Genomic DNA, 21,472 nt, shown 5'->3' with positions numbered 1-21,472 from the left:
ACACTTATCGGTTTTTTGGATAATATGTAGCAAAAAACGAGCATGCTAAACTGACAAACACCCCTGCTACCCCGCTTTGGTAGCGCCATAAATAGCTTCTATTTTTGTGTATGAGCATTGCACCCACACCGCTTTCTACCCCTAGTCATCTGGTCCTCATCGTTGAGGATGAACCAGCTATTGCCAGCGTTTTAGAGGCCTATCTACGACGTGATGGCATGCGTACTTGCATGGCTACTGACGGTGTAGAGGCGCTGCAATTGTTCAGAGACATGCGTCCTGACATGGTGTTGCTAGATATCAATTTACCGTGCGTAGATGGGCTAGATGTACTGCGCCATATACGTGCGGAAGACCAAACCCCCGTCATTCTCGTCACTGCCTTAGCAGACGATGTGGATAAGTTGTTGGGGCTGCGCTTAGGCGCAGACGATTACGTGATCAAACCTTTTAATCCGGCCGAAGTTGTGGCCCGTGTGAAAGCTGTATTACGTCGCGCTGCCCATGTACACTCCGTGAGTACCCCCATTCGTGTGGGCGACCTAGAAATAGACGAACAAGACCACGTTGCGCTGGTACATGTGGAAAATAAAGCCATACCACTGCCCTTAACGCTAACCGAGTTTCGTTTATTAGCCTGTTTGGCCGCTCAACCACGCCGCTGTTTTTCTCGCAGCTACCTTATCGAGCAATGCTTGCCGGAAAGCGAAGCGCTGGAGCGCGTGATTGACTCCCATATTTCCAAGCTGCGCCGTAAATTGCAGCAAGCCGGACAAGACGATTTGATTGAAGCCGTTCGTGGCATCGGATACCGGCTATGGCAAGAAAGATAGACCGCATCTGGGTACGTTTTGGTATAGCTACTGCTGCCGTCATTTTATTCATGATGGCGTTGCTCACTAGCAGCTTGCTGCTGTTCTGGCGTGGTGAATACAGCAATTTCTATCAGCGTTTACCTCAAGACGTACGTGTAGAGTTTGATGACCTCAGCGAACGTGGCTTGTCGGACAGCCCCCGTGCCATGCAGATTTACGCGGAATACTGGGTGGGCGATCCTATTAAAGGCGAGCAGTTTTCACTGTTACTCACCCTGATTGCTGGCTTGCCCTTAGGGCTAGGCGCAAGCTTCTGGTTATCTAAGCTAGTCACGCAACCCTTAGGCTCTATGGCTGAAACCGCCAAACGAGTCGCCGTGGGGGACTTCACAGTACGGGCCTTGCCAGGCCAAGCGCGTGGTGAAATGGCCGATATGGTGCGCGACTTTAACCGTATGATCGACTCGTTAGAAACACTAGAGCGTGAACGCAGTGCCACCATTGCTTCGCTGTCACACGAGTTACGTACGCCGCTCACCATTCTTAGTACACGCTTGCACGCCATTTGTGACGACGTTATCCCCGCTTCTCCTGAAGAACTACGTGGACTCCTAGATCAATCCCTGCACTTAGGCCGTTTGGTGGACGATCTGCACACTATTTCTATGGCCTTTGCGAATAGGCTGTCGCTACACGAAGAACCGCTGGATTTAGCTCATTTTATTGATACAGAATTAAATAACTACTCTGCCAGACTAGCAGAACAAGGTATGGAGCTAGAACGCCGCATCCCCGACTCACTCGATGATGCGCTGGTCATGGTAGACCCCGATCGCATACGCCAGATTTTGTCTAATTTGTTGGAAAATTCCCTGCGCTATGCACACTCTGGCCACTGGGTAGAAGTCGCCGTCACCAACGACGATGAACGGGTAAGCCTTCACGTCAGTGATGCCGGTCCAGGCCTACCCGATGCGTTACGTGACAACCCCTTTAAACGTTTTCCGCACCCTACCGGCACGCATAAAGACGGTTCAGGCTTAGGGTTGTCTATTGTGCAAGCCTTAGTAGAACGCCAAGGCGGTGAAGTACAAGGTGGTACATCGCAACGGGGAGGGGCGCGTTTCAGTATCCATTTTCCACGTAAAAACTACAGTACAGACTCCTTAGTCTAAGTAGGATTTCAGCCCCCTCACGGCCACGTTTGCAGCGAAGCAAGTCGCTCCATCATTTCTCCATAAAACATGCATCACCACGCAACGTTGGTCTTTTACTATTAAGGTAGCCTTTGTGTGACTTTGGCTGCCACGCCTACTTTCATCACCTTTGTACGTGCCCAGTTTGTCTTATTTTGCTACCCGCTTCAGCGTCTCTGCAGCACTCAGCCTGCTACTTGCAGGGTGTGTGACGCTACATACGCCTGAACTGCCAACCGATACGCCCAACTCTTGGTCTGAAACCACATCCAAGACAGCGCCAGCTATTGCCTTGCGCTCCTGGTGGCAATCGTTGCAAGACCCCACTCTGAACGCATTGATAGAAGAGGCTCTTACTGCCAACCTGGATATTGCCCAAGCGGCTAAGCGCTTAGAAAGCGAGCGCTTACTTGCTGGCCGTTGGCAGGCACCTTATCTGCCCTCCATAACCGCCGGTGTACGTCCTACGCAAGACGTAGCCGCGACCGACATGTACTACCACGCCAGTTTAGACATGATGTGGGAACTTGGGCTGTTCGGTGCCTTAGATAACTCTAAGCTTTCCGCCAGTGCACGTACATTGCAAGCCCAAGCGACCGAGCAGGGCATGCGCGTTATGGTAGTCGCCGATGTAGTGCGTCATTACCTAGATTTGGGTCTAAGCCAACAACAACAAAAATTGCTGCATACCAAACTGGCGGTAGATGAGGAAGCGCTAGCACTGGCACTCACGCGCCAACGTGCGCATGTTGGCAATCCCGAAGAAAGCACCCAAGCACAAGTACGACTGGCCCAAACCCGCGCGACCCTAGCCATGGAACGCGAAGCTGCTTCTCGCTCTGCACGTGCATTAGCTGTACTGTTGGGCCGTGATCAACCCGATGCGGAGTGGTCCACCATTCAGCGTCCTTTACAAGTACCTGCGTTTTCGCTGGCAGAACTACCTGCTGACTTGCTGCGTACACGCCCCGACATACACATCGCCGAGGCCGAAGTGCTGCAAGCCGCTGCACAAGTAGGATTAGCCCATGCTGCACTGTACCCACGCTTAAGTCTGGGCGGCTCTATTCTGTACGCCTACAACACCACACAAAACATGCGTACCAGCACCGACTCTGCCCCGTCAGTCGGTATATACCTAGACATCCCCTTATGGGACTGGGGCATACGCCGTACCCGCATGGAAGCCAACGAAGAGCTGCTAGACGCCGCGTTGTTGGGCTACCGTAAAGCGGTGTTGGACGGTGTCAGCGAAGTGGAAAATGCCCTAAGTGGATTAACCCACCAGAAAGAACGTGTCAATGCACTGCAAAGTTCAGAGCAAGCCCTGCAACAGCAGCAGCAATCACAACGCACGTTGCAATCGTTGGGGCTATCCAGCCGCTACGACCACTTACTGCAACAACGTGCGCTGTTAGATACGCAATCCGAACTGTTGCGCGCACAAGCCTCACACACACTATCGTTCATCGCTTTGTACAAAGCGCTGGGCGGTGCACCATTGCCTGAAGCCGCCAAGGACGTTACGCCATGATCCCATTAGCGCGTAAAACTCTGGTCTATGAATGGCGACGCTTCGTACCCGTTATTCTGGCGGTCTGTTTCTCTGGCGTATTACTGGTAGTACAAGCTGCACTAGTGCTGGGTATTTTTGGTGCCTCTGCGCTGTACGTAAAAAGTTCCTCTGCCACCTTATGGGCTGGTTATCCCGGCACACAAAGCGTGAACTTTGGACAGCGTGTAGACCAAGACGTAGAAATGCTGATGCGCATGGATCCAGACATCATCGATGTAGAGCCTTACCTCTGGGTAGATGGTGAATGGAGTGCCGAACACAGCGATGCGGGTAGCGTATCCATTTACCTCTCTGGTATCGCCACGCGCGAAGACGCCATGATGTTCTCATCACTGCTGTCCAAAGGTATGCGTGCCCGTCTGCGTGAGCCAGGTGCTGTGATTGTGGACCCAGCTGACTTAGACACTCTAGGCGCACACGAAGGAGACCGCGCATGGATCAACACTCATCCGGTGCATATTGTGGGCGTATTACCTGGTCTGCGAGGCTTGGGTGGTGTGAACGTGCTGAGCTCCTTGGATACCGCCCGCAATATTGCGGGCAACGGCTCGCAATACGGCAGCACCTACTACGTTGCCAACACCCCTACCTCGGTAGATGCCGATGCTGTACGCACACGTTTGCAAAACGAAGCCACTAGTTTTGGTCCTGTAGAAATCTGGACAGCACCACAATTCGCCTACAAATCACAGTTGTACTGGTTGCTGGATACGGGTGCCGGTATGGCCGTGCTCTTTATGGCCATTATTGTGTGTTTGGTAGGTGCCATCATCACCAACCAATCTTTTGCTGCCGTAGTGGCTGGTTCTGCCCGCGAATACGCCACCTTGAATGCCTTGGGTGCCAGCCGTGGTGCACTCGCACGTGTCGTGATTGAACAGTCGTGTTTGATTGGCGGCATAGGGATGTGCTTGGCGGCACTGGTCAGCCTCGCATTACTGAGCTTGGCTGCTGTCTATCACGTCCCTATCGCCATGACACCGTTGGTCGCAGTGGGATGTGCGGCATTGGTCAGTTTGATGGCACTGTTTTCTAGTGTGATGGCTATACGTAGCCTGATGCGCACCGACCCATCATTGCTGCTGCGTTAAGGGGATATTTGATGCCTACTACCCATACACCGCGAACTCCCCCTACGCTAGAAGCCATACGCATCAGCAAAGCCTTTTTGTCAGGCATGGTGCAAGTACAAGTACTGCGCTCGTTGTCGCTGTCCGTGTATGCCGGCGAGCTGACCTTGATTTCTGGCCCGTCAGGCTGCGGTAAAAGTACATTGTTGTCGCTATTATCTGGCTTGCAGCACCCAGATGCGGGTGAGGCCCATGCATTGGGTCAAGACCTCAGCAAAATGAAGCGTAGCGAGTTAGATACGTTCAGGTTGCACCACACCGGTTTTGTGTTTCAAGGTTTTAATCTATTCCCCGCCTTAACCGCACAAGAACAAGTTCAACTGCCGTTGGGCTACTTAGGTATTTCCGACAAAGAAAGCGCTAAACGTGCACTGCAAGCCCTAGAAAGCGTAGGTTTGTCACACCGTTCGCACATGCGCCCAGCGCAGTTATCTGGCGGTGAAAAACAGCGTGTGGCCATTGCCCGCGCCATTGCAAAAGAACCCAAATTTTTATTTGCCGATGAACCCACCAGTGCGCTAGATGCCGAAAATGGCCAGCGCGTGGCGGACATACTGCAACGTTTTGCCAGCACACATCAAGCTACGGTTCTGTGTGTTAGCCATGATCCCCGTCTTGTGCGCCACGCGGACCGCGTGATTGGCATGGAAGACGGCATGATACGCAGTGACCGGCGCCTGCATGCCCGCACAGAAGGAGTCAGTGCATGATTGTTTTTACGCGCACGCGTTGTTGCGTGATTTTTACGGCTGCTACGTTGATGTTGGGTGCGTGTTCCGATAACACCACCACCACCACAAGCAACACCGCCGCTACGCCACAAGATTCCTCCCGCAAAATCGCGGTAGCCAGAGGTACAGTGGATGTGGAAGGCGGCTTGATCAATCTGGCTTCCAGCACAGATGGCGTGGTGCGCACCTTAGCCGTACGCGAAGGCGAGACCGTAGAGAAAGGTCAAACCTTGCTGACACTAGCTAACACCACTGAAACCGCTGCGGTTGCCGTTGCCGAATCCGAATGGAAGCTGGCTCAAGAGCGTAAACAAGCAAGCCTTGCAAAGCTACCCGAATTGCGCCGTACTGCCTCCAGACTAGAACAGGCTGCACGTGCCGGTGCAATACAAGTACAGCAGTCCGACACCGCTCAACAGCAGCTTAAAGATGCGGATGCTGATGCACGCATTGCCCAAGCCGAAGTAGACGTCGCACTGCAACGTTTGAACCAAGCCAAAGCCTTGCTAGCCGAGCGTACCTTAAAAGCGCCCGAAGCCGGTGAAATCATCAGCATTAGCGCCCAACCTGGTGCCACAGTAAGCGCCAATACACCGGCGATGAGTATGTTGCCTGCACGTCCGTTAATCGTGCGTGCCGAGCTAAATGCTGCCTATGTGGGTAACATCAGCCCCGGCATGGTGGCGACTATTACGTCCGACATGGACAGTGCTTCTGACGGCAATACTCTGCCTAAAGCACATGTAATTCGTGTCAGCCCTGTGTTCCGCCAAGGGCGTTTGCAAGAAGAAGCACAACGAGGCCCTGTCCGTGTGGTGGAGTGCATCCTAGAATTTGATGAGCCAGCGAACGTGCGCGTTGGCCAGAATGTAAGAGTAAGCTTTCATGACTAATCGCCCCTTATTGTCCGTTGCTGACCTGTCTTGCAGCCAATCCGCTTCGGAATGGGTAATACAGTGTGATTTTGACGGCACCATTAGCCTGCGTGACACCACTGACAGCCTGCTAAATAGCTACGGCCTACCCGGCTGGGAAGCGCTGGAAGAAGCGTGGGAGCAAGGTGACATAGGTTCCCGAGAGTGCATGCAGAAACAGGTAGCGCTGTTAGACATGAGCCCCGAGCAGCTGGACGCTAGCCTGCAACAAATAGGGGTTGATGCAGCATTCCCTGCCTTTCTCAGCGCCGCACAACAGCAGGGCATTCCATTTTTTGTGGTGAGTGATGGTCTGGATTACGCCATCAACACCATTTTGGGCCGCGAGGGTGTGCATAACTTGCCTATTCTGGCTAACCACTTGGTATACCAACAAGGCAACCGCTGGGCATTAGAGACTCCGTGGAATCAACCCACCTGTGCCAGCGCCAACTGCAAGTGCCAACACGCACAAAGCTCCCACAGTGTCGGACGCAAAGTTCTGTACATCGGCGATGGCAGCTCTGATTTCTGTGTTTCAGGCAAGGCCGATGTGGTTCTTGCCAAAGCCAAACTGATTAACTATTGCCGCGAAAAAGGCATTCCTCACGTACCGTTCACCGATTTCCGTGAAGCACTAGCACTGCTGCCCGGCATACTTTCCGGCACGGCACTGGAACCAGCTGTATGAGCAACTTAGCACCTACTTTTCCCTCTGCCTTGGTGGCCTCTGAGCGCCCCAACGTAAGCATTACTCCTTCCTCATCATCGTGCACGATCACCCCGCACGAGTTTCTGCTGGAAGGCAAAGACGAGCGTGCACGCACTGGCGTGCTGCTGATACACGGCCTGACAGGTACACCTAACGAAATGCGCGTACTGGCCCGTGGCCTAAACCGACAAGGCTTCACCGTATACGCCGTGCAATTGGCCGGTCACTGTGGCACCCAAGACGACTTGGTGAATACGGGTTGGGAAGACTGGTTAGCCAGCGTGATCGCAGGCGCAGACCGCTTAGCTGCTAGGGTAGACCGCGTTGTTGTGGGCGGTCTGTCTATGGGCGCAGTGCTGTCGCTAGCCTTGGCACAACGTCGCCCTGATCTGATTGCAGGTGTATTGGCACTGTCTACCACCTTCCGCCACGACGGCTGGAGCATGCCACCTCACACCCGTTTGGCCTTTATCTTGCCGGTATTTAGGGCACTAGGTATCGGTCGCAACCGCATGTTCTTAGAGCAGCCGCCCTACGGTATCAAAGACGAAGCCCTGCGCGCACACGTCGTAGAACAAATGAACTCTGGTGACAGCTCTGAAGCGGGCCTACCTGGAAACCCATGGTGGTGCGTGATAGAAATGCAGGCGTTATCGCGTTCAGTACTGAAAAACCTGTCTGCCATCCAAGCACCCTGCTTGGTGATACACGCACGTCACGACGACATTGCATCAGTATCCAACGCCTATGCCATTGTCAATGGTGTGCGTAATGCCCCTGTAGAACTGCTATTGCTGGATAACAGTTATCACATGATTACCATAGACCGCGATCGCCGTACCGTGATCGCTAAAGCAGCTGATTTCATTGCTTCGCTTACTGAAGGGCAGCCAGTGCGCGCCGGAGGCACGCACTGATGGAGTCAATCTCACCGTTGGTGCTACTGTTGTGGATAACAAATATTATCTTGGATAGCGGCGGGCAATTAGCCCTTAAAGCCGCTGCTGCTGACCCTAGGGCAGGCGATGGACTAGATCGTTGGCGCTGGATGTGTAAACGCCCATGGCTGTGGGTGGGTATCAGCTGCTACATCATCGAATTTGTGATGTGGCTGGCCTTCTTGTCGCTAGTACCGTTATCGAATGGTGTGTTGCTAGGCTCTATCAATACGGTTGTCATCATGATCTTAGGGCGCATGTTCTTTAACGAACAACTGACCCCTTTACGCGTGACTGGCATTGTATTAATTTCCATTGGTGTTGCCATCGTGGGCTTGCAAGCGTAAGGAACTCAACATGAAACGTTTTTATTTGGTGGGTTTCCTAGTCTTAATGGCCTTGGACACCTTCGCACAAGTCAGTTTTAAAATGGCCGGTAACAATGCGCTTCCACTGGAATTTACCGCCAGCTGGTTTGGCCGTGTGTTTGGTCAACCCTGGATTTATGGTGCATTGCTAGGGTACATAGGCACATTTTTCGCCTGGATGACCTTGCTAAAACACGCCCCTATTGGGCCAGCCTTTGCAGCCTCGCACTTAGAAATTGTGGCAGTATTGGTGGTGTCGGCGCTGCTTTTTGGCGAAACCATTGGGTGGCCGCAAATTACCGGTACGATTTTTATTCTGGCTGGTATTGTGTGTCTGGCCATTAGCGAAACCCGATTGGCCGCTAAACAGCCAGAATAACACTAGTCATTATTTACGAGCAGGCCGCCTGCAGCATCTGCAATAACTGTTGATTGAAGCGTGTCTGGTGTGCCTGCCATTGCGGCAATTCGGCATCTTCTTGCGTGGTGTCTTGGCCATCGGCCGTACTGAGCCAGCGCTTCCAAGGCGTGGTGTAGTTCCACACCGATACCTCGCCTGTCACATCACTGCCCACAATACGGCCACGTAAGGCGTGCACAATGTCTTGCATGTGTTGTGTGCGTAATTCGCCCTGATCCCAATTGGTACGCACCACTTCTGGTGAAAAAGCGTCTTTATCCACACTTAAATAGGTATCTGTCTTGCCCTCGGCTAAGGTGTCGCACAGCGCTTGTACCATCGCGTCTTCGGTGTCGAATGAGCGGAAAAAACTCCCCAAGCCCAACAACTTCGACCAGCCAGTATCTACCTTTGTGCTCCAGTAGGTCAGCTTGCCTGCACAAAGTGCAGCCAAACGATGTTCCCACGCATGCGCCGCACCCAAATCGGATGACGTAATACCCACTACGTGCACCTTTGCAACAGCGGGCAACAAGGCCACGCGCTGTACCCACGAACCGCAGTGGATACCCCACGGGAAGCGCATGTTATCAGGATGATTATCCAGAATCACCACCTGTAATGGGCGCAGCATATCGTAGCCCCCCGCTGCAATACAACGCTGTATGAGCGAGAAGCTCAAATGGTGAAAGTCGCCACTGCCCATGAACACCGTGCCATGCTCATTAAAAGCGGGCATCAGCGCTTCCATTTCGGCAATGCGCTTTGTCCACACTGAACGGCGGCACCCAAAACGTACCGCTTCCCGCCAGTCGTTCGAGAGGGTAATACGCTGCTCATTGCCTAAGGTACCGATGGAATCATCGGTATTGAGCACAACAGGGAACAGCGGTTCAGAAGGGGTTAGGACGTAATCCATTGGCTATCACTTTCAAAACGGTTGGCAAAACGTCTGGCCAATGCACGCAAAATTGGGTTACGTACATACACCATATGACGCGTGGGCGTAAACGTCGCGCCCAACAAAGCCTTCACTCCTGGATCAGTCCAGCCAGCCACATAATGGCTCAAGCCTTTTTCCAGAGCGTATTCCAGATTCACAAACCAGCTCACAAAATACAGGTTCATCTCCCGCGATAGGGGGTAGGACAAGCCTATGTATTTATCCACCAATTTGCCTTGGTGCTCAAAGCACAAATTCCATCCCAGAAACTCGTGAGTTTCGGCATGGCGGTACTCAAATACGATGCCGCCATTGCTTTGATCGCGCAGCAATTGCGTGAAAAATGCTTTGGTCAGTTTATCGAAGTGCACATCGCTTTGCGCATATACCCCTTGGTACAACGCATAGTATTCATCCACTTTTTGGTCATCATCAAACGCCGCACCGGTGTACACACGGGTGACGTCTATCTGCTCACGGGTACGCAATTTACGGCGCAAATAGCGACGTGAATCTTTGGGCAACTTGTCCAGGTAATCTTGGGTGCTGGCAAAGGTAATAGGTACATACGCCAAGGCTTGGCCTTCAACCGGTACAAAACCCGCTTGTTGGCAGGCGGCGACCACGGCATCTGCATACGCATTATCGTCATCAGACAACAAAGGCGATTGCTGTGGCAGATCTTTGATGATGGTCAGTTTTTGCGCCTTACAGGGCCCTCTCAATAACGCTTGTACGGCTTCGTTTACGCCCAACTGTGGCGGCCACACCGCGTACTCACTGACCGTAGTTCCTACAAAGGCAGTACGGATGGTAAGCCAACGCGACCACATGCTGTAGCCCACAAAACCGGTGATGCGAGCTTTGAACTCGTCATCGGCTGTAGTGAGCAAATCAAAGGGCGCTACAAACGCCGGAACCGGCACGTCTTCCAATACATGAAACCCCTCCGGCGGGTGCCGGAGGAAACATGCATGCAAGGCGGCCGGTTCTAACGCGTTACGTAATAACGGCAAATCTGGCATTAGGCCTGTTTGGCACGTGTGATCAACTGATCCAGCAAGGCCATTGCTTCATCAATTTCTGCACGCGTAATCATCAGTGAAGGAGCAAAGGTAATGACGTTTTTGTAGTACCCGCCCACATCCAGCACCAAACCACGTTTGCTGCCCTGATAGTCCAGATTGCCTTCCAGACCGATATCCACCATTTTGTCCAACAACGCTTTGTTGGGAGTGAAGCCGTCTTCAGTACAAATCTCTGCACGCAATGCCAGACCCAGGCCATCCACATCGCCGATTTCTCGGTGACGTTTCTGCAAGTCACGCAGACCGTCCAGGAAGTAAGCACCCGCGTCACAAACTTGCTTACCGAAGTCCACTTCGTGAGTCATTTTCATCACTTCCAGACCAATTGCGGTACCCAATGGGTTAGATGCAAAGGTGGAGTGTGTAGAACCTGGAGGGAACACAGTTGGGTTGATCAACTCTTCACGAGCCCACAAACCGGACAATGGGTTCAAACCGTTAGTCAGTGCTTTAGCAAATACCAATACGTCTGGTTTGATGCCAAAGTTTTCCACAGACCACAGCTTACCGGTACGCCAGAAACCCATTTGAATTTCGTCTACTACCAGCAATACACCGTGGTCATCCAATACGCGTTTCAAACCTGTGAAGAAGTTCGCAGGAGGAATCACGTAACCACCGGTACCTTGAATGGGTTCGATGTAGAACGCCGCGTATTCACACTGGTTAGTTTTAGGATCCCAAATCGCGTGGTATTCGTTTTCAAACTTACGTTCGAAATCGCGCACGATAGAGTCTGCATACTCTTCCGCAGTCATGCCTTTAGGGCGACGGAAAGGGTAGGGGAAAGGAATAAACTGAGCACGGTCACCAAAGTGGCCGTAACGACGACGGTAACGGTAGCTGGATGTAATGCTGGAGGCACCCAAGGTACGGCCGTGATAGCCACCCTCGAACGCAAACATCAGGCTTTTACCACCGCTGGCGTTACGTACAATTTTCAGGGAATCTTCAACTGCTTGTGCGCCGCCTACGTTGAAGTGCACACGGCCTTGGCTGCCCCATTTTTTCTCGGCATCCTGTGCAATCACACGGGCCAACTCGATTTTTGTGGGGTGCAGGTATTGGCTAGCAATTTGTGGCAGCGTGTTTAACTGCTTAGTCATTGCGTCTTCCAGACGACGGTTGCGGTAACCGAAGTTCACCGCGGAATACCACATCTGCAAGTCTAAATAAGGGGTGCCCGCGTCATCAAACATGTAACTGCCTTCGCAGCCTGTAAAGATCTTTGGCGGATTAACATAGTGAACGGTATCACCGAATGAACAATACCGGGCTTCGTCAGCCAACAGGCTGGCAGTGTCGATAGACATGGACGCATATCTCCAAATTAACGTGATGCTAGTCACAGTGTGCGCCATCAAGGTGGAATGACTGTCGAGGGATTGTGTACGGATTGTGGAGCACACCACTTTGTTATGACACGATGTAATCGTCACCCATCAAAGTAGTGCACAGCCTAGACACGGTAGGCCTGTGGCAATGCCACCACTCACCCATAACATAAGGTCAAGGTTTGCAAACCTACATATCGCCTTTAACGGTCTGCGATACCACTCATGCCGCAGCGCAAAACCTCAAAACACATCCCCACACTAGCCTTATTTACCCTTGATAACACGCTATACAGGCGTCATGACTTATGTCACGCTTTGCGAAATTACCTTTGCATCGCGCAAAAATGGTGTTCTTGCCGACTACAACTGCAATCTGAACGACCCTTTACCCAGTTATGGCAGGCCTATAAGCACATAGGGCTACCTAGAAGCCAACAACTGAGCCCTTCCACCCCCCATGACGGAAATGGACAGGTGGACCCTTATAGATAGCCACCAAACCATGACTACACCTACGTTATACCTACGTGCTGCTCAAGCCAGTGACTTAGCCCTGTTAGGGCAAATTAAGTTACGCGCCTCGCTAGCCTGGGGTGAGCACACCGAACAACTGCGACAACTGCCCGATATAGATCACGTACACCCAGATTTGCTGCCTCAACTGATCGTGGCAGAACGACAGCAACGTCTCGTAGGCTTTGCCTCGTTAGAGCTGCGCCCAGCGTTGTCACAAGCCCAATTGGATGACTTGTTTGTAGAGCCTGATTGCTGGCACCAAGGCATAGGTGCTGCGTTGCTACGTGCTGCTGAAGAGCGCGCCCATAGTTTGGGGGCAACAGAATTGCAATTGGTCGCTAACCCAAAAGCACAACAGTTCTACGTCAAAAAAGGCTATCAATTTCGCACTAACATACGCACTGACTTTGGCACTGCGCCGGTGCTGTATAAAACGTTAAACAACTAAACGCTTAGCAGTTTTTGCCGTTTTTTCGCACTAAGGTTTTCCAGAATCCATCTTGTACTCCGTCAGAATGCAGTGGCACTATGAAGCGGTGCTGAACCTCAGCACGCCATAATTACAACCACAAACGGAGACCTTATATGTCGCACATTCTGACCGTCGCGGCGGCCCAAATGGGGCCCATACAACGCACGGATTCCCGCGATGATGTGATCGCACGCATGCTCAAATTGGTGGAAGGTGCCGCACACCGTGGCGCCCATGTCGTCGTGTTTCCAGAGCTATGCTTAACCCCGTTTTTCCCGCGGTGGTACTACGAAACCATGGAAGAGGCTGATCAATGGTTTGATACTCAATGGCCACCCGCTGGCATGCAAGCAGTACTGGACCTGGCACAGCAAAAAGGTGTGATGCTGCAGTTTTCATATGCAGAAAAAACACAGGACAACCATCACTACAACACCGCTAGTTTGGTCTCTAGACACGGTGAAGAAGTGCTGAAATACCGCAAAATCCATTTACCCGGTCATGCTGAATACATCGCTGAACGACCATTACAGCACTTGGAAAAGCGCTATTTTGAAGTGGGTAATTTAGGCTTCCCAGTACGCCGTTTAGACTTTGAAGGCGTCGCCACCTTTAACGCCGGTATGTTGTTGTGCAATGACCGCCGTTGGCCAGAAGCATGGCGCGAACTAGGCCTGCAAGAAGTGGATCTGGTGATGATTGGCTACAACACCCCCGTTGCCAACTTAGATGTGAAACACGAACAGCCACCGCACCTTAAAGTGCTGCATTCCAACTTGGTGGTACAGGCAGGTTGCTATCAAAACAACTGTTTTGCCGTGTCCGTCGCCAAAGCGGGGGTAGAAGATGGCCACGCCATGTTCGGTAATTCTATTATTGTGAACCCCTTTGGCGAGATCGTCGCCCAAGCCTCTACGTGGTCAGATGAACTGTTAGTGGCCGATTGCAATCTTCGCTTATGTCACGTTAATAGAGCGTCAACCTTCAACTTTAGTGCGCATCGTCGCCCTGAGCACTACCGACGAATCGTCGATCAAACCGGCTGGAAACGCCCGGAACACACACTCACCGTTTAAGGGTTTTTCTCTACCACGACACGCTTTTCAGCTAATCCAAGCAGTGCTAGCATTTAAATGTGACCAGATGGTCACTATGTTTGGAGCTAAGCATGACGATTGGTATTGCAGTCACTGGTAAACATGCCGTAGTGCACGCATTGCGTGTGCTACGGTGTGCCGAAATTTTGGGTAGTGGCTCCATTGGTGGCTTTGCTGTGTTGGCAGTTATGGCCGAAGACGGTGCCGTGCACTATAGCCAAACCCAAGACGGTGGCAGTCATGCGTTGGAGCTTGATCCTGCGTGGCTGAACTACCAACGTGCTGCCCTGATTTCCAGCGGCCCACATAGACCCGAACCCCTGCAGCAATTTCTGCCCAGCCTGCCCGGCGTAGCGCTGATGACAGGGCACAGATTACCCAATAGGCCCACCCCTACAGGCTTGCCATTAAACCAATTGGCGTTGCAAACACTGCAACAAGGTGGCTCACCCGAACAAGCCATACAGAACACTGTCGCCGCCTACCCCGAATACGATGCAGGTCTAATGACTGTGACGGCAGACGGCCAAATCGCCTATGCCAATACCGAGCGTGTGGCGCGACGCCCCGATCAACATCATGGCGCACAGCAATACCAAGACAAAAAGGTTTCGGTGATGCTGAATTCCATCTTTTTTGCGCCGCACCTGACACCGCACATCGCCACCTTGTTGTGCGATGTAGCGTGGCAAGAACCAGCCCCTTCCAGCCAAACAGGAGCCATGTTGCTGACGGCGCTTGATGACTGCCCGCTATTACCCGCCCCATATGACCAAATAGTAGTGGACCCCATTACCGCCACCGTGCAATGCATTTACACTGCAGATCCCTTCGTGCAGCACGCTGAAGGCCGCTGTGTCGCCATTCAAGGTGGTTGTACAGCGGTGACTACTGATGGCCATGTACTGGGCACCTGTTTACACGACCTGCTAGGACTCAAACACGGTGACCACCTGCAGCGCCTGCTGCCGCATCACCCCCCTTTGTCTTTGATCATAGGAGCACACGTATGACCCTAACTCGTCGTCAACAGACCGAACAAAAAATCATGCAGGCGCTGGAAGACCAAATCTGCGAAACCGGCATGATGGGCGTAGGCGTTAATGCCATTGCAAAACGCGCAGGCGTCAGCAAAGAACTGATCTACCGCTACTTCAACGGCTTACCTGGCCTGATGTTGCAATGGATGCAAACGCAGGATTTCTGGACGGGGAAATCGTCCATGCTGCTGGACGACAAAGCTGAGGCTCGTAGCCCGCAGCAATTGATTCTCACCATGTTGAACGCGCAAATTACGGCACTGGCCAGTAACGACGCCTTGAAAGAAATTCGTCGTTGGGAACTGATTGAGCGCAACGATGTGAGCGCACAGTTGGCAACCCGCCGTGAGAAAGCCGCTCGTACCTTTATTGATGCGCTGACTTCGGTGAACGATGACGAAGATGCCGACCTTGCTGCCATGGTAGGCATCATGCTGGCAGGTGTGTTGTACCTGTCGTTGCGTTCCAAAACAGAGACCCATTTCTTGGGGGTGCCACTGCGCACCGAAGAGGGCTGGGATCGCATCCAAAAAGCGCTTATCCAGCTTAGCGCCAGCCTGCCCGAACCGTTGAAAGAACAATCTCTGGAAAGCTTACGGAAGCAGTCATCCGACCCGTCTTAGCCAGAGCAGCCCTTATACATAATTCATAACGAGACGAGACAAAAACATGACCATTCGTGCTGCCGATTTGTTGGTGGAGTGCTTGATAGCGCATCACGTCAAACGCGTGTATTGCGTACCCGGTGAAAGCTATCTCAGCGTGCTGGACAGCTTGCATGACCAATCCGCTGTGGAAGTCGTTACCTGCCGTCATGAGGGTGGTGCAGGTTTCATGGCTCTGGGGCACGCTAGGCTCACTGGCACCCCCGGCGTACTCATGGTGAGTCGTGGCCCCGGTTGCATGAATGCCGCCATTGCCATCCACTCCGCTCAACAAGACGCCTGTCCCTTAGTGGTCTTAGTAGGTCAGGCAGAACGCGAAAACCTACAACGCGAAGCCTTCCAACATATACATTACGAGCGCATGTTCAGCGACATGGCTAAGTGGGTGGTGGAAGTAGAACACGCCGAGCAACTGGCAGATACCTTGTGCACCGCCTTTTATTTAGCACAAAGCGGGACGCCCGGCCCCGTTATTATTTCGTTGCCCGAAGACATGCTGGAAGACCATTGCCCACACACTGGCATCTTCCCTCGTCACAGCCAACCCAGCACACTCAGTGCCCTCGATACCGAGGCTATTGTGCAAGCGGTAAGCCAAGCAGAACGCCCCTTAATCATTGCCGGTGGGCTGCTTAAAAGTGATGCGGGCAAAAAAGCCTTATTGGAATTTGCAGAACGCTTTTCTCTGCCAGTCGCCACATCGGTACGCCATGCCGATTTGATTCCTAACGATCATCCTCTGTTTGCAGGGCACTTGGTGTACGGCTTACCTGCCGCGCTTAAAGAATCCGTCACACGTAGCGATTTGATTTTGGCCATTGGTACCCGTTTGGGCGATGTCACCAGCCAATCTTTCCATTTCCCTGCCGCACCCAAAGCCGCCCAAACCTTAATACACATTTGGCCAGACAGCGCCGTCGTTAGCCGTTACCGTCAAACCGACATTGCGGTTGCTGCTGACCCCGTTGCTAGCTTGTGTACACTGAATCAAGCTGCTGCACCTACCATACCTGCTGTACGGCAAGACTGGATTGCGTCCTTGCACCGCACAACCGTAGAACTGCGCGACTGGACACCAGTCGTGGACCAAGCTGATGGCGTGGTGTTCGGCAATATCATGGCCCAAGCCGATGCCTTATTGCCTGACGATGCCATTCTCTGTCTAGACGCCGGTAACTTTGGTGGCTGGGTACAGCGTCAATTACGCTTCAGCCCTACACGCCAATTGATAGGCCCTTCGTCGGGTGCAATGGGCTATGGCGTGCCTTCTGCTGTAGCGTGTTCACTCGCGCAGCCCACACGCCCCGTGGTGTGTTTTGTGGGGGATGGCGGTTTCATGATGACCGGCAACGAATTGGCAACCGCCGCACAATATGGCGCAACCCCCATCATCATCATTTCGGATAACGCCTGCTACGGCACCATACGCATGCATCAGGAAAAACACTTTCCGCATCGTCCTAGTGCCACCGCCTTGCATAACCCCAACTTCGCCCAACTTGCCGCTGCATGCGGTGCACAAACCTTTAACGTGCAACATAGCGATGAGTTCGCTCCCGCATTACATGCCGCGCTGCAAAGCAAGCAATTAAGCGTCATTGTGGTGCGCACCAGCTTAGATTACATCTCTCCCAACGCCACAATTGCTGCGCTGCAGCAATCCGGGAGCCCAGTATGAAAAAAATCGCTGTAATAGGGGCGGGTATTGTAGGGTTAGCCACCGCGTATGAGCTACGCCGTCATGGCTTGGACGTCAGCGTGTACGATGCCGACGCCAAGCCCGGTCAAGGCACCAGCAAAGCCAATGGCGCACAGCTGAGCTACAGCTTCGTTACCCCCTTGGCCACCCCAGATGTGCTGCGCTCCCTGCACAAATTATTGTTGGATAGAAATGGGGCATTACGTTTGCACCCCACATTTAGCCTCTCACAATGCAGCTGGTTGCTCTCTTTCTTAAAAGCCTGCTCTGCCAGCCAAAGCCGACGCGGTGCGGAAAATTTGCTGCAGTTGGGCAAGCTAAGTCGCCAAGCCTTAGACCACCTGCAACGCGCACAACCTCTAGAGTTTGCCCATAACCATCACGGCAAACTGCAGGTATTTGAAAACTCGCAAAGCTTCGCTGCCGCTCGTGATGCGCAAGGCAGCTTTCTAGGTCGCCACGGCGTAGAACAACGCGTACTCACCCCTGCACAAACCGTAGAACAAGAACCCAGCTTAGCGCCTATTGCACACCGCATACAGGGTGGTTTATTTACCCCCAGCGAGGAAGCCGGCGACTGTGAACAACTGTGCTTAGCCTTGCAAGAACGCCTGCAACAAATGGGTGTGGCGTTTCACTTCAACACTCCCATTACGCGCTTAGAGCGCCACGGCGACAGCATCACAGCCTTTAGTGCACAAGATGCTTTAGATGCCCACACCATTATTTTGGCCAACGGCACGGGCGCTCAAAAACTAGCGCGTCCCTTAGGGCTGAATTTGGGTATTTACCCCCTACGTGGTTACTCACTCACCATCCCGGTAGACGAACACAGCGGCGCACCGCACGCCAGCGTAAGCGACATCCGCAACAAAGTGGTGTACGCCCGCATTGGCGACAAGTTACGCGTGGCGGGCATGATTGATATTGGAGTCAACAAGCCCTCTGCCATCGCGGCTCGACTCAGCACCTTACGCCAGCAGGTAAACGATTTTTTCCCGGCTTTGACGCCCACCGGTGACATAGAGGAATGGACCGGCGAACGTCCTTCGCGCCCCACCAGCACACCGCTGATTGGAGCTAGCCCCTTTAACAACTTGTTCTTAAACGTGGGACATGGCGCATTGGGTTTCACCTTGGCCTTTGGTTCTGCCCGTTTATTAACCGACATACTGCAATCGCCCAGTAACAAACAGCCGTTGTTAGCGCCGCTTTTCAGCCTGTAAATACCGCCACAACTGCTGCACCATAAAACACAACAATACCTACCTGACTCAGGAGACAAACATGGCACGTCACACACTTGCCCCGCTATCGCGCACCACGTTGGCCGGCTTGCTGCTGGCTAGCGCCTGCGTTGCGCCCCTCGCTGCACATGCTGAAACCACGGTGACTGCCGTCATGCATGCTGGCCTGCGGGTAATGGACCCCGTATTCAGTACCTCTTTCCTCACCCGTGATCATGGCTACATGATTTACGACACCTTGTTGGGCATGGATGAGCAATTTCACGTTCAACCTCAGATGGCCGATTGGAGCGTCAGCGACGACGGTAAAACCTACACGTTTACCTTACGTGACGGCTTGAAATGGCACGATGGCACACCGGTGACGCCCGCCGATTGTATCGCTTCCATCAAACGCTGGATGGGTGTGGACGGCACAGGTCAGGTCTTGCAGACCATGGTCGAGGACATGTCCGCAGTAGATGACAAAAGCTTCTCTATACGCCTGCAAGAACCCACTGGCCTGTTGCTCTCTGGCTTGGCAAAACTCAGCTCTAGACCAGCTTTCATGATGCCAGAGCGCATTGCTGTCACGCCCGGATCTGAAGCCATTACCGAGTTTGTAGGCTCTGGCCCCTTTAAATTTGTCGCCGACCAATTCCGCCCTGGCGTCAAAGTGGTATACGCCAAAAACACCGACTACCAACCACGTTCTGAACCTGCCAGTTGGACAGCAGGTGGCAAAGTTGTGAATGTGGATAAAGTAGAGTGGGTCACCATGCCAGACGCCATCACTGGCGTGAACGCCTTGCTGCAAGGTGAGATTGATTTCATGCAGCAAATTCCGTTGGATCTGCTGCCATTGCTGCAAAACAATGATGACGTAAAACTGGACACCATTGATGAGCTGGGCAACTGGACCTACTTCCGTTTCAACCATCTGCACGCCCCCTTTAACGACCCCGCCGTGCGTGAAGCCGCCATGCTGGCTATAGATCAGCAGCAAGTGTTGAACGCGCTGATTGGCAACCCTGACTATTCCCGCACCTGCGCCACCACACTGGGTTGTGGTAACCCGTTTGAAAGCGACTACCGTTACGACGATGTGGTCAAACCGCAGCTGGAAAAAGCCCAAGCCTTGCTGAAATCCTCTAGCTACAAAGGCGAGTCCGTGGTCATTCTGCACCCCACCGACATGGCAACCGTGTCCCCCCAACCTGTGGTGATTGCCGATGCACTGCGTAAGGCCGGTTTCAATGTGCAATTGAAATCCATGGATTGGCAAAGTGTAGTGATGCAACAAGGCAATCAATCGGATGCAGCGAATGGCGGTTGGAACATATTTTCCACCTACGCCACCTTGGCCTCTAGCGGCGACCCTTTTGGTAATACCACACTGAACGCCAGCGGCAAACAAGCGTGGGCAGGGTGGCCTGATGTACCAGAAATCGAAGCACTGCGTAAGCAATTTGCGCTGACAACGGACGATGCCGAACGCAAAGCCATTGCTCTGAAGATCAACGAATTGGCCATTGATCAAGGCGTAGTCATTCCGTTGGGCCAATTCACCATTCCGTCCGCCTACAGTCAGACTCTGCACAACGTGCCGCATTCTCCTGTCACGGTATTTTGGTCGTTGAGTAAGTCCAACTAGGAGGCCACGCATGCTTCTCTACATTGCTAGGCGCCTGATCACCACCATACCGGTGGTGGTCATGGTAGCCATCGTGATCTTTGCCTTGCTTAGGCTAACTCCGGGCGACCCGGCAGCCGTGATTGCTGGTGATGATGCGTCACCTGCCCAGTTGGCAGCCATACGCGCGCAAATGGGGCTGGATCAACCCATTACTACTCAGTTTTTTGATTGGGCAGGCAAATTGCTGCACGGTGACCTGGGTACATCTTTGCTGTCTGGCACAGCCGTGACCACCCTGATTGCTGACCGCATGGGTCCCACTATCGCCTTAGCCATCAGCACCATGAGCTTCACTCTGCTGATCGCCATCCCCATTGGCTTAATTGCAGCATGGCGACATGGTCGCGCTACCGACCGGTTTGTGATGATTTTGTCAGTACTAGGCTTCTCCATTCCTACTTTTGTTGTGGGTTATCTACTGATCTACCTCTTTTCATTGCAGTTAGGATGGTTTCCGGTGCAAGGCTATAAAGACCTCAGCCAAGGTTTCTATGCCTTCAGCATGCGTTTAGTGCTGCCTACCATCGCACTCAGTACCGTGTATGTAGCACTGATTGCCCGTATCACCCGCAGTAGCGTTATCGAGGTGATGAACGAAGACTTCATCCGTACCGCCCGCGCCAAAGGCGTGAAAGAAAGCGCGGTGTTCTTACGCCATGCGCTACGCAATGCTGCCGTGCCCATCGTCACCATTGTGGGAATTGGTGCTGCCGCACTGATTGGCGGGGTGGTGGTGACAGAGTCGGTATTTAACATCCCAGGATTGGGCAGGTTGGTCGTAGAAGCCGTGCAAGCGCGCGACTACCCCATTATCCAAGGGGTGATCTTGCTGTTCTCTCTGACCTACATCGTCATCAACTTGGTTATAGACGTGCTGTACACCGTCTTTGACCCCCGCATCACCTATTGAGGG

At 52.9% G+C, this 21,472-nt stretch carries 21 protein-coding genes; 18 read left to right on the top strand and 3 right to left on the bottom strand.

Translation table 11 applies throughout. The features are described from left to right. Nucleotides 1-110: 110 nt before the first annotated feature. The 10 genes from AC3QL0_RS00350 to AC3QL0_RS00305 all read left to right on the top strand — a co-directional run bounded on the left by AC3QL0_RS00350 (nucleotide 111) and on the right by AC3QL0_RS00305 (nucleotide 8,759). Nucleotides 111-833, top strand: a complete 723-nt coding sequence (locus AC3QL0_RS00350) for a response regulator (RefSeq protein ID WP_493009555.1) — start codon at nucleotides 111-113, stop codon at nucleotides 831-833. Then, nucleotides 818-1,990 carry a sensor histidine kinase gene (locus AC3QL0_RS00345; protein ID WP_493009554.1) on the top strand — a complete coding sequence of 391 codons (1,173 nt, stop codon included), beginning with the start codon at nucleotides 818-820 and terminating at the stop codon, nucleotides 1,988-1,990. Before AC3QL0_RS00350 ends, AC3QL0_RS00345 begins: the two co-directional genes overlap by 16 nt. Before the next feature lie 166 nt (nucleotides 1,991-2,156). Continuing rightward, complete coding sequence (locus AC3QL0_RS00340; RefSeq protein ID WP_493009553.1) at nucleotides 2,157-3,545, top strand: efflux transporter outer membrane subunit; 1,389 nt, start codon at nucleotides 2,157-2,159, stop codon at nucleotides 3,543-3,545. Then, entirely contained in the window at nucleotides 3,542-4,678 is a 1,137-nt protein-coding gene (locus AC3QL0_RS00335; protein WP_493009552.1) for an ABC transporter permease, read from the top strand. Before AC3QL0_RS00340 ends, AC3QL0_RS00335 begins: the two co-directional genes overlap by 4 nt. Nucleotides 4,679-4,689: 11 nt before the next feature. Next, nucleotides 4,690-5,427, top strand: coding sequence for an ABC transporter ATP-binding protein (locus tag AC3QL0_RS00330; RefSeq protein WP_493009551.1), 738 nt, complete (start codon nucleotides 4,690-4,692; stop codon nucleotides 5,425-5,427). Next, nucleotides 5,424-6,341: an HlyD family secretion protein gene (locus tag AC3QL0_RS00325; RefSeq protein ID WP_493009550.1), complete on the top strand. Its 918-nt coding sequence runs from the start codon at nucleotides 5,424-5,426 to the stop codon at nucleotides 6,339-6,341. The genes AC3QL0_RS00330 and AC3QL0_RS00325 overlap by 4 nt, the downstream gene beginning before the upstream one ends. Next, nucleotides 6,334-7,053 carry an MtnX-like HAD-IB family phosphatase gene (locus AC3QL0_RS00320; protein WP_493009549.1) on the top strand — a complete coding sequence of 240 codons (720 nt, stop codon included), beginning with the start codon at nucleotides 6,334-6,336 and terminating at the stop codon, nucleotides 7,051-7,053. The genes AC3QL0_RS00325 and AC3QL0_RS00320 overlap by 8 nt, the downstream gene beginning before the upstream one ends. After that, nucleotides 7,050-7,991: an alpha/beta hydrolase gene (locus tag AC3QL0_RS00315; RefSeq protein WP_493009548.1), complete on the top strand. Its 942-nt coding sequence runs from the start codon at nucleotides 7,050-7,052 to the stop codon at nucleotides 7,989-7,991. Before AC3QL0_RS00320 ends, AC3QL0_RS00315 begins: the two co-directional genes overlap by 4 nt. Then, nucleotides 7,991-8,359: an EamA family transporter gene (locus AC3QL0_RS00310; RefSeq protein WP_493009547.1), complete on the top strand. Its 369-nt coding sequence runs from the start codon at nucleotides 7,991-7,993 to the stop codon at nucleotides 8,357-8,359. The genes AC3QL0_RS00315 and AC3QL0_RS00310 overlap by 1 nt, the downstream gene beginning before the upstream one ends. A gap of 10 nt (nucleotides 8,360-8,369) precedes the next feature. Further along, nucleotides 8,370-8,759, top strand: coding sequence for a DMT family transporter (locus tag AC3QL0_RS00305; protein ID WP_493009546.1), 390 nt, complete (start codon nucleotides 8,370-8,372; stop codon nucleotides 8,757-8,759). 13 nt (nucleotides 8,760-8,772) lie between these two features. Here the strand turns inward: AC3QL0_RS00305 and AC3QL0_RS00300 are convergent, their stop codons facing one another. Genes AC3QL0_RS00300 through AC3QL0_RS00290 form a run of 3 tightly spaced genes read right to left on the bottom strand, consistent with a single transcriptional unit; the run spans nucleotide 8,773 to nucleotide 12,124 of the window. After that, nucleotides 8,773-9,699: a hypothetical protein gene (locus tag AC3QL0_RS00300; protein ID WP_493009545.1), complete on the bottom strand. Its 927-nt coding sequence runs from the start codon at nucleotides 9,697-9,699 to the stop codon at nucleotides 8,773-8,775. Further along, nucleotides 9,684-10,748, bottom strand: a complete 1,065-nt coding sequence (locus AC3QL0_RS00295; RefSeq protein WP_493009544.1) for a GNAT family N-acetyltransferase — start codon at nucleotides 10,746-10,748, stop codon at nucleotides 9,684-9,686. The genes AC3QL0_RS00300 and AC3QL0_RS00295 overlap by 16 nt, the downstream gene beginning before the upstream one ends. Next, nucleotides 10,748-12,124, bottom strand: a complete 1,377-nt coding sequence (locus AC3QL0_RS00290; RefSeq protein ID WP_493009543.1) for an aspartate aminotransferase family protein — start codon at nucleotides 12,122-12,124, stop codon at nucleotides 10,748-10,750. The genes AC3QL0_RS00295 and AC3QL0_RS00290 overlap by 1 nt, the downstream gene beginning before the upstream one ends. 490 nt (nucleotides 12,125-12,614) lie before the next feature. Here AC3QL0_RS00290 and AC3QL0_RS00285 point away from each other — a divergent pair, with 490 nt between their 5' ends. From AC3QL0_RS00285 to AC3QL0_RS00250, 8 genes are all read left to right on the top strand, one after another. After that, nucleotides 12,615-13,112, top strand: coding sequence for a GNAT family N-acetyltransferase (locus AC3QL0_RS00285; RefSeq protein ID WP_493009542.1), 498 nt, complete (start codon nucleotides 12,615-12,617; stop codon nucleotides 13,110-13,112). A 137-nt stretch (nucleotides 13,113-13,249) separates the two neighbouring features. Next, a complete protein-coding gene (locus AC3QL0_RS00280) occupies nucleotides 13,250-14,212 on the top strand; it encodes a nitrilase-related carbon-nitrogen hydrolase (RefSeq protein WP_493009541.1) in 963 nt (320 codons plus the stop codon). Nucleotides 14,213-14,304: 92 nt separating this feature from the next. Beyond that, the gene (locus tag AC3QL0_RS00275) at nucleotides 14,305-15,246 is read left to right on the top strand and encodes a DUF6963 family protein (RefSeq protein WP_493009540.1); all 942 of its coding nucleotides are present in this window, start codon (nucleotides 14,305-14,307) and stop codon (nucleotides 15,244-15,246) included. After that, entirely contained in the window at nucleotides 15,243-15,896 is a 654-nt protein-coding gene (locus tag AC3QL0_RS00270; RefSeq protein WP_493009539.1) for a TetR/AcrR family transcriptional regulator, read from the top strand. The genes AC3QL0_RS00275 and AC3QL0_RS00270 overlap by 4 nt, the downstream gene beginning before the upstream one ends. A 46-nt stretch (nucleotides 15,897-15,942) precedes the next feature. After that, a complete protein-coding gene (locus AC3QL0_RS00265; RefSeq protein WP_493009538.1) occupies nucleotides 15,943-17,616 on the top strand; it encodes a thiamine pyrophosphate-dependent enzyme in 1,674 nt (557 codons plus the stop codon). Continuing rightward, on the top strand, nucleotides 17,613-18,863 hold the full coding sequence (locus AC3QL0_RS00260) for a D-amino acid dehydrogenase (protein ID WP_493009537.1): 1,251 nt from the start codon (nucleotides 17,613-17,615) through the stop codon (nucleotides 18,861-18,863). The genes AC3QL0_RS00265 and AC3QL0_RS00260 overlap by 4 nt, the downstream gene beginning before the upstream one ends. Nucleotides 18,864-18,924: 61 nt before the next feature. Continuing rightward, nucleotides 18,925-20,517, top strand: coding sequence for an ABC transporter substrate-binding protein (locus AC3QL0_RS00255; protein WP_493009536.1), 1,593 nt, complete (start codon nucleotides 18,925-18,927; stop codon nucleotides 20,515-20,517). Nucleotides 20,518-20,527: 10 nt separating this feature from the next. Further along, nucleotides 20,528-21,469 carry an ABC transporter permease gene (locus AC3QL0_RS00250; RefSeq protein ID WP_493009535.1) on the top strand — a complete coding sequence of 314 codons (942 nt, stop codon included), beginning with the start codon at nucleotides 20,528-20,530 and terminating at the stop codon, nucleotides 21,467-21,469. Nucleotides 21,470-21,472 lie beyond the last annotated feature (3 nt).

This window comes from Paenalcaligenes sp. GW821-LYS-B07-1, from assembly GCF_058803365.1.
Note: the sequence above shows the minus strand (reverse complement) of the source record. Positions and strands in the feature narration are given on the sequence as shown.

Coding starts and splice junctions, on each gene's coding strand:
- AC3QL0_RS00300 (WP_493009545.1), bottom strand. CDS start 9,699: ATGGATTACGTCCTAACCCCTTCTGAACCGCTGTTCCCTGTTGTGCTC.
- AC3QL0_RS00250 (WP_493009535.1), top strand. CDS start 20,528: ATGCTTCTCTACATTGCTAGGCGCCTGATCACCACCATACCGGTGGTG.
- AC3QL0_RS00315 (WP_493009548.1), top strand. CDS start 7,050: ATGAGCAACTTAGCACCTACTTTTCCCTCTGCCTTGGTGGCCTCTGAG.
- AC3QL0_RS00305 (WP_493009546.1), top strand. CDS start 8,370: ATGAAACGTTTTTATTTGGTGGGTTTCCTAGTCTTAATGGCCTTGGAC.
- AC3QL0_RS00280 (WP_493009541.1), top strand. CDS start 13,250: ATGTCGCACATTCTGACCGTCGCGGCGGCCCAAATGGGGCCCATACAA.
- AC3QL0_RS00330 (WP_493009551.1), top strand. CDS start 4,690: ATGCCTACTACCCATACACCGCGAACTCCCCCTACGCTAGAAGCCATA.
- AC3QL0_RS00260 (WP_493009537.1), top strand. CDS start 17,613: ATGAAAAAAATCGCTGTAATAGGGGCGGGTATTGTAGGGTTAGCCACC.
- AC3QL0_RS00265 (WP_493009538.1), top strand. CDS start 15,943: ATGACCATTCGTGCTGCCGATTTGTTGGTGGAGTGCTTGATAGCGCAT.
- AC3QL0_RS00325 (WP_493009550.1), top strand. CDS start 5,424: ATGATTGTTTTTACGCGCACGCGTTGTTGCGTGATTTTTACGGCTGCT.
- AC3QL0_RS00320 (WP_493009549.1), top strand. CDS start 6,334: ATGACTAATCGCCCCTTATTGTCCGTTGCTGACCTGTCTTGCAGCCAA.
- AC3QL0_RS00295 (WP_493009544.1), bottom strand. CDS start 10,748: ATGCCAGATTTGCCGTTATTACGTAACGCGTTAGAACCGGCCGCCTTG.
- AC3QL0_RS00310 (WP_493009547.1), top strand. CDS start 7,991: ATGGAGTCAATCTCACCGTTGGTGCTACTGTTGTGGATAACAAATATT.
- AC3QL0_RS00285 (WP_493009542.1), top strand. CDS start 12,615: ATGGACAGGTGGACCCTTATAGATAGCCACCAAACCATGACTACACCT.
- AC3QL0_RS00335 (WP_493009552.1), top strand. CDS start 3,542: ATGATCCCATTAGCGCGTAAAACTCTGGTCTATGAATGGCGACGCTTC.
- AC3QL0_RS00345 (WP_493009554.1), top strand. CDS start 818: ATGGCAAGAAAGATAGACCGCATCTGGGTACGTTTTGGTATAGCTACT.
- AC3QL0_RS00290 (WP_493009543.1), bottom strand. CDS start 12,124: ATGTCTATCGACACTGCCAGCCTGTTGGCTGACGAAGCCCGGTATTGT.
- AC3QL0_RS00275 (WP_493009540.1), top strand. CDS start 14,305: ATGACGATTGGTATTGCAGTCACTGGTAAACATGCCGTAGTGCACGCA.
- AC3QL0_RS00350 (WP_493009555.1), top strand. CDS start 111: ATGAGCATTGCACCCACACCGCTTTCTACCCCTAGTCATCTGGTCCTC.
- AC3QL0_RS00270 (WP_493009539.1), top strand. CDS start 15,243: ATGACCCTAACTCGTCGTCAACAGACCGAACAAAAAATCATGCAGGCG.
- AC3QL0_RS00255 (WP_493009536.1), top strand. CDS start 18,925: ATGGCACGTCACACACTTGCCCCGCTATCGCGCACCACGTTGGCCGGC.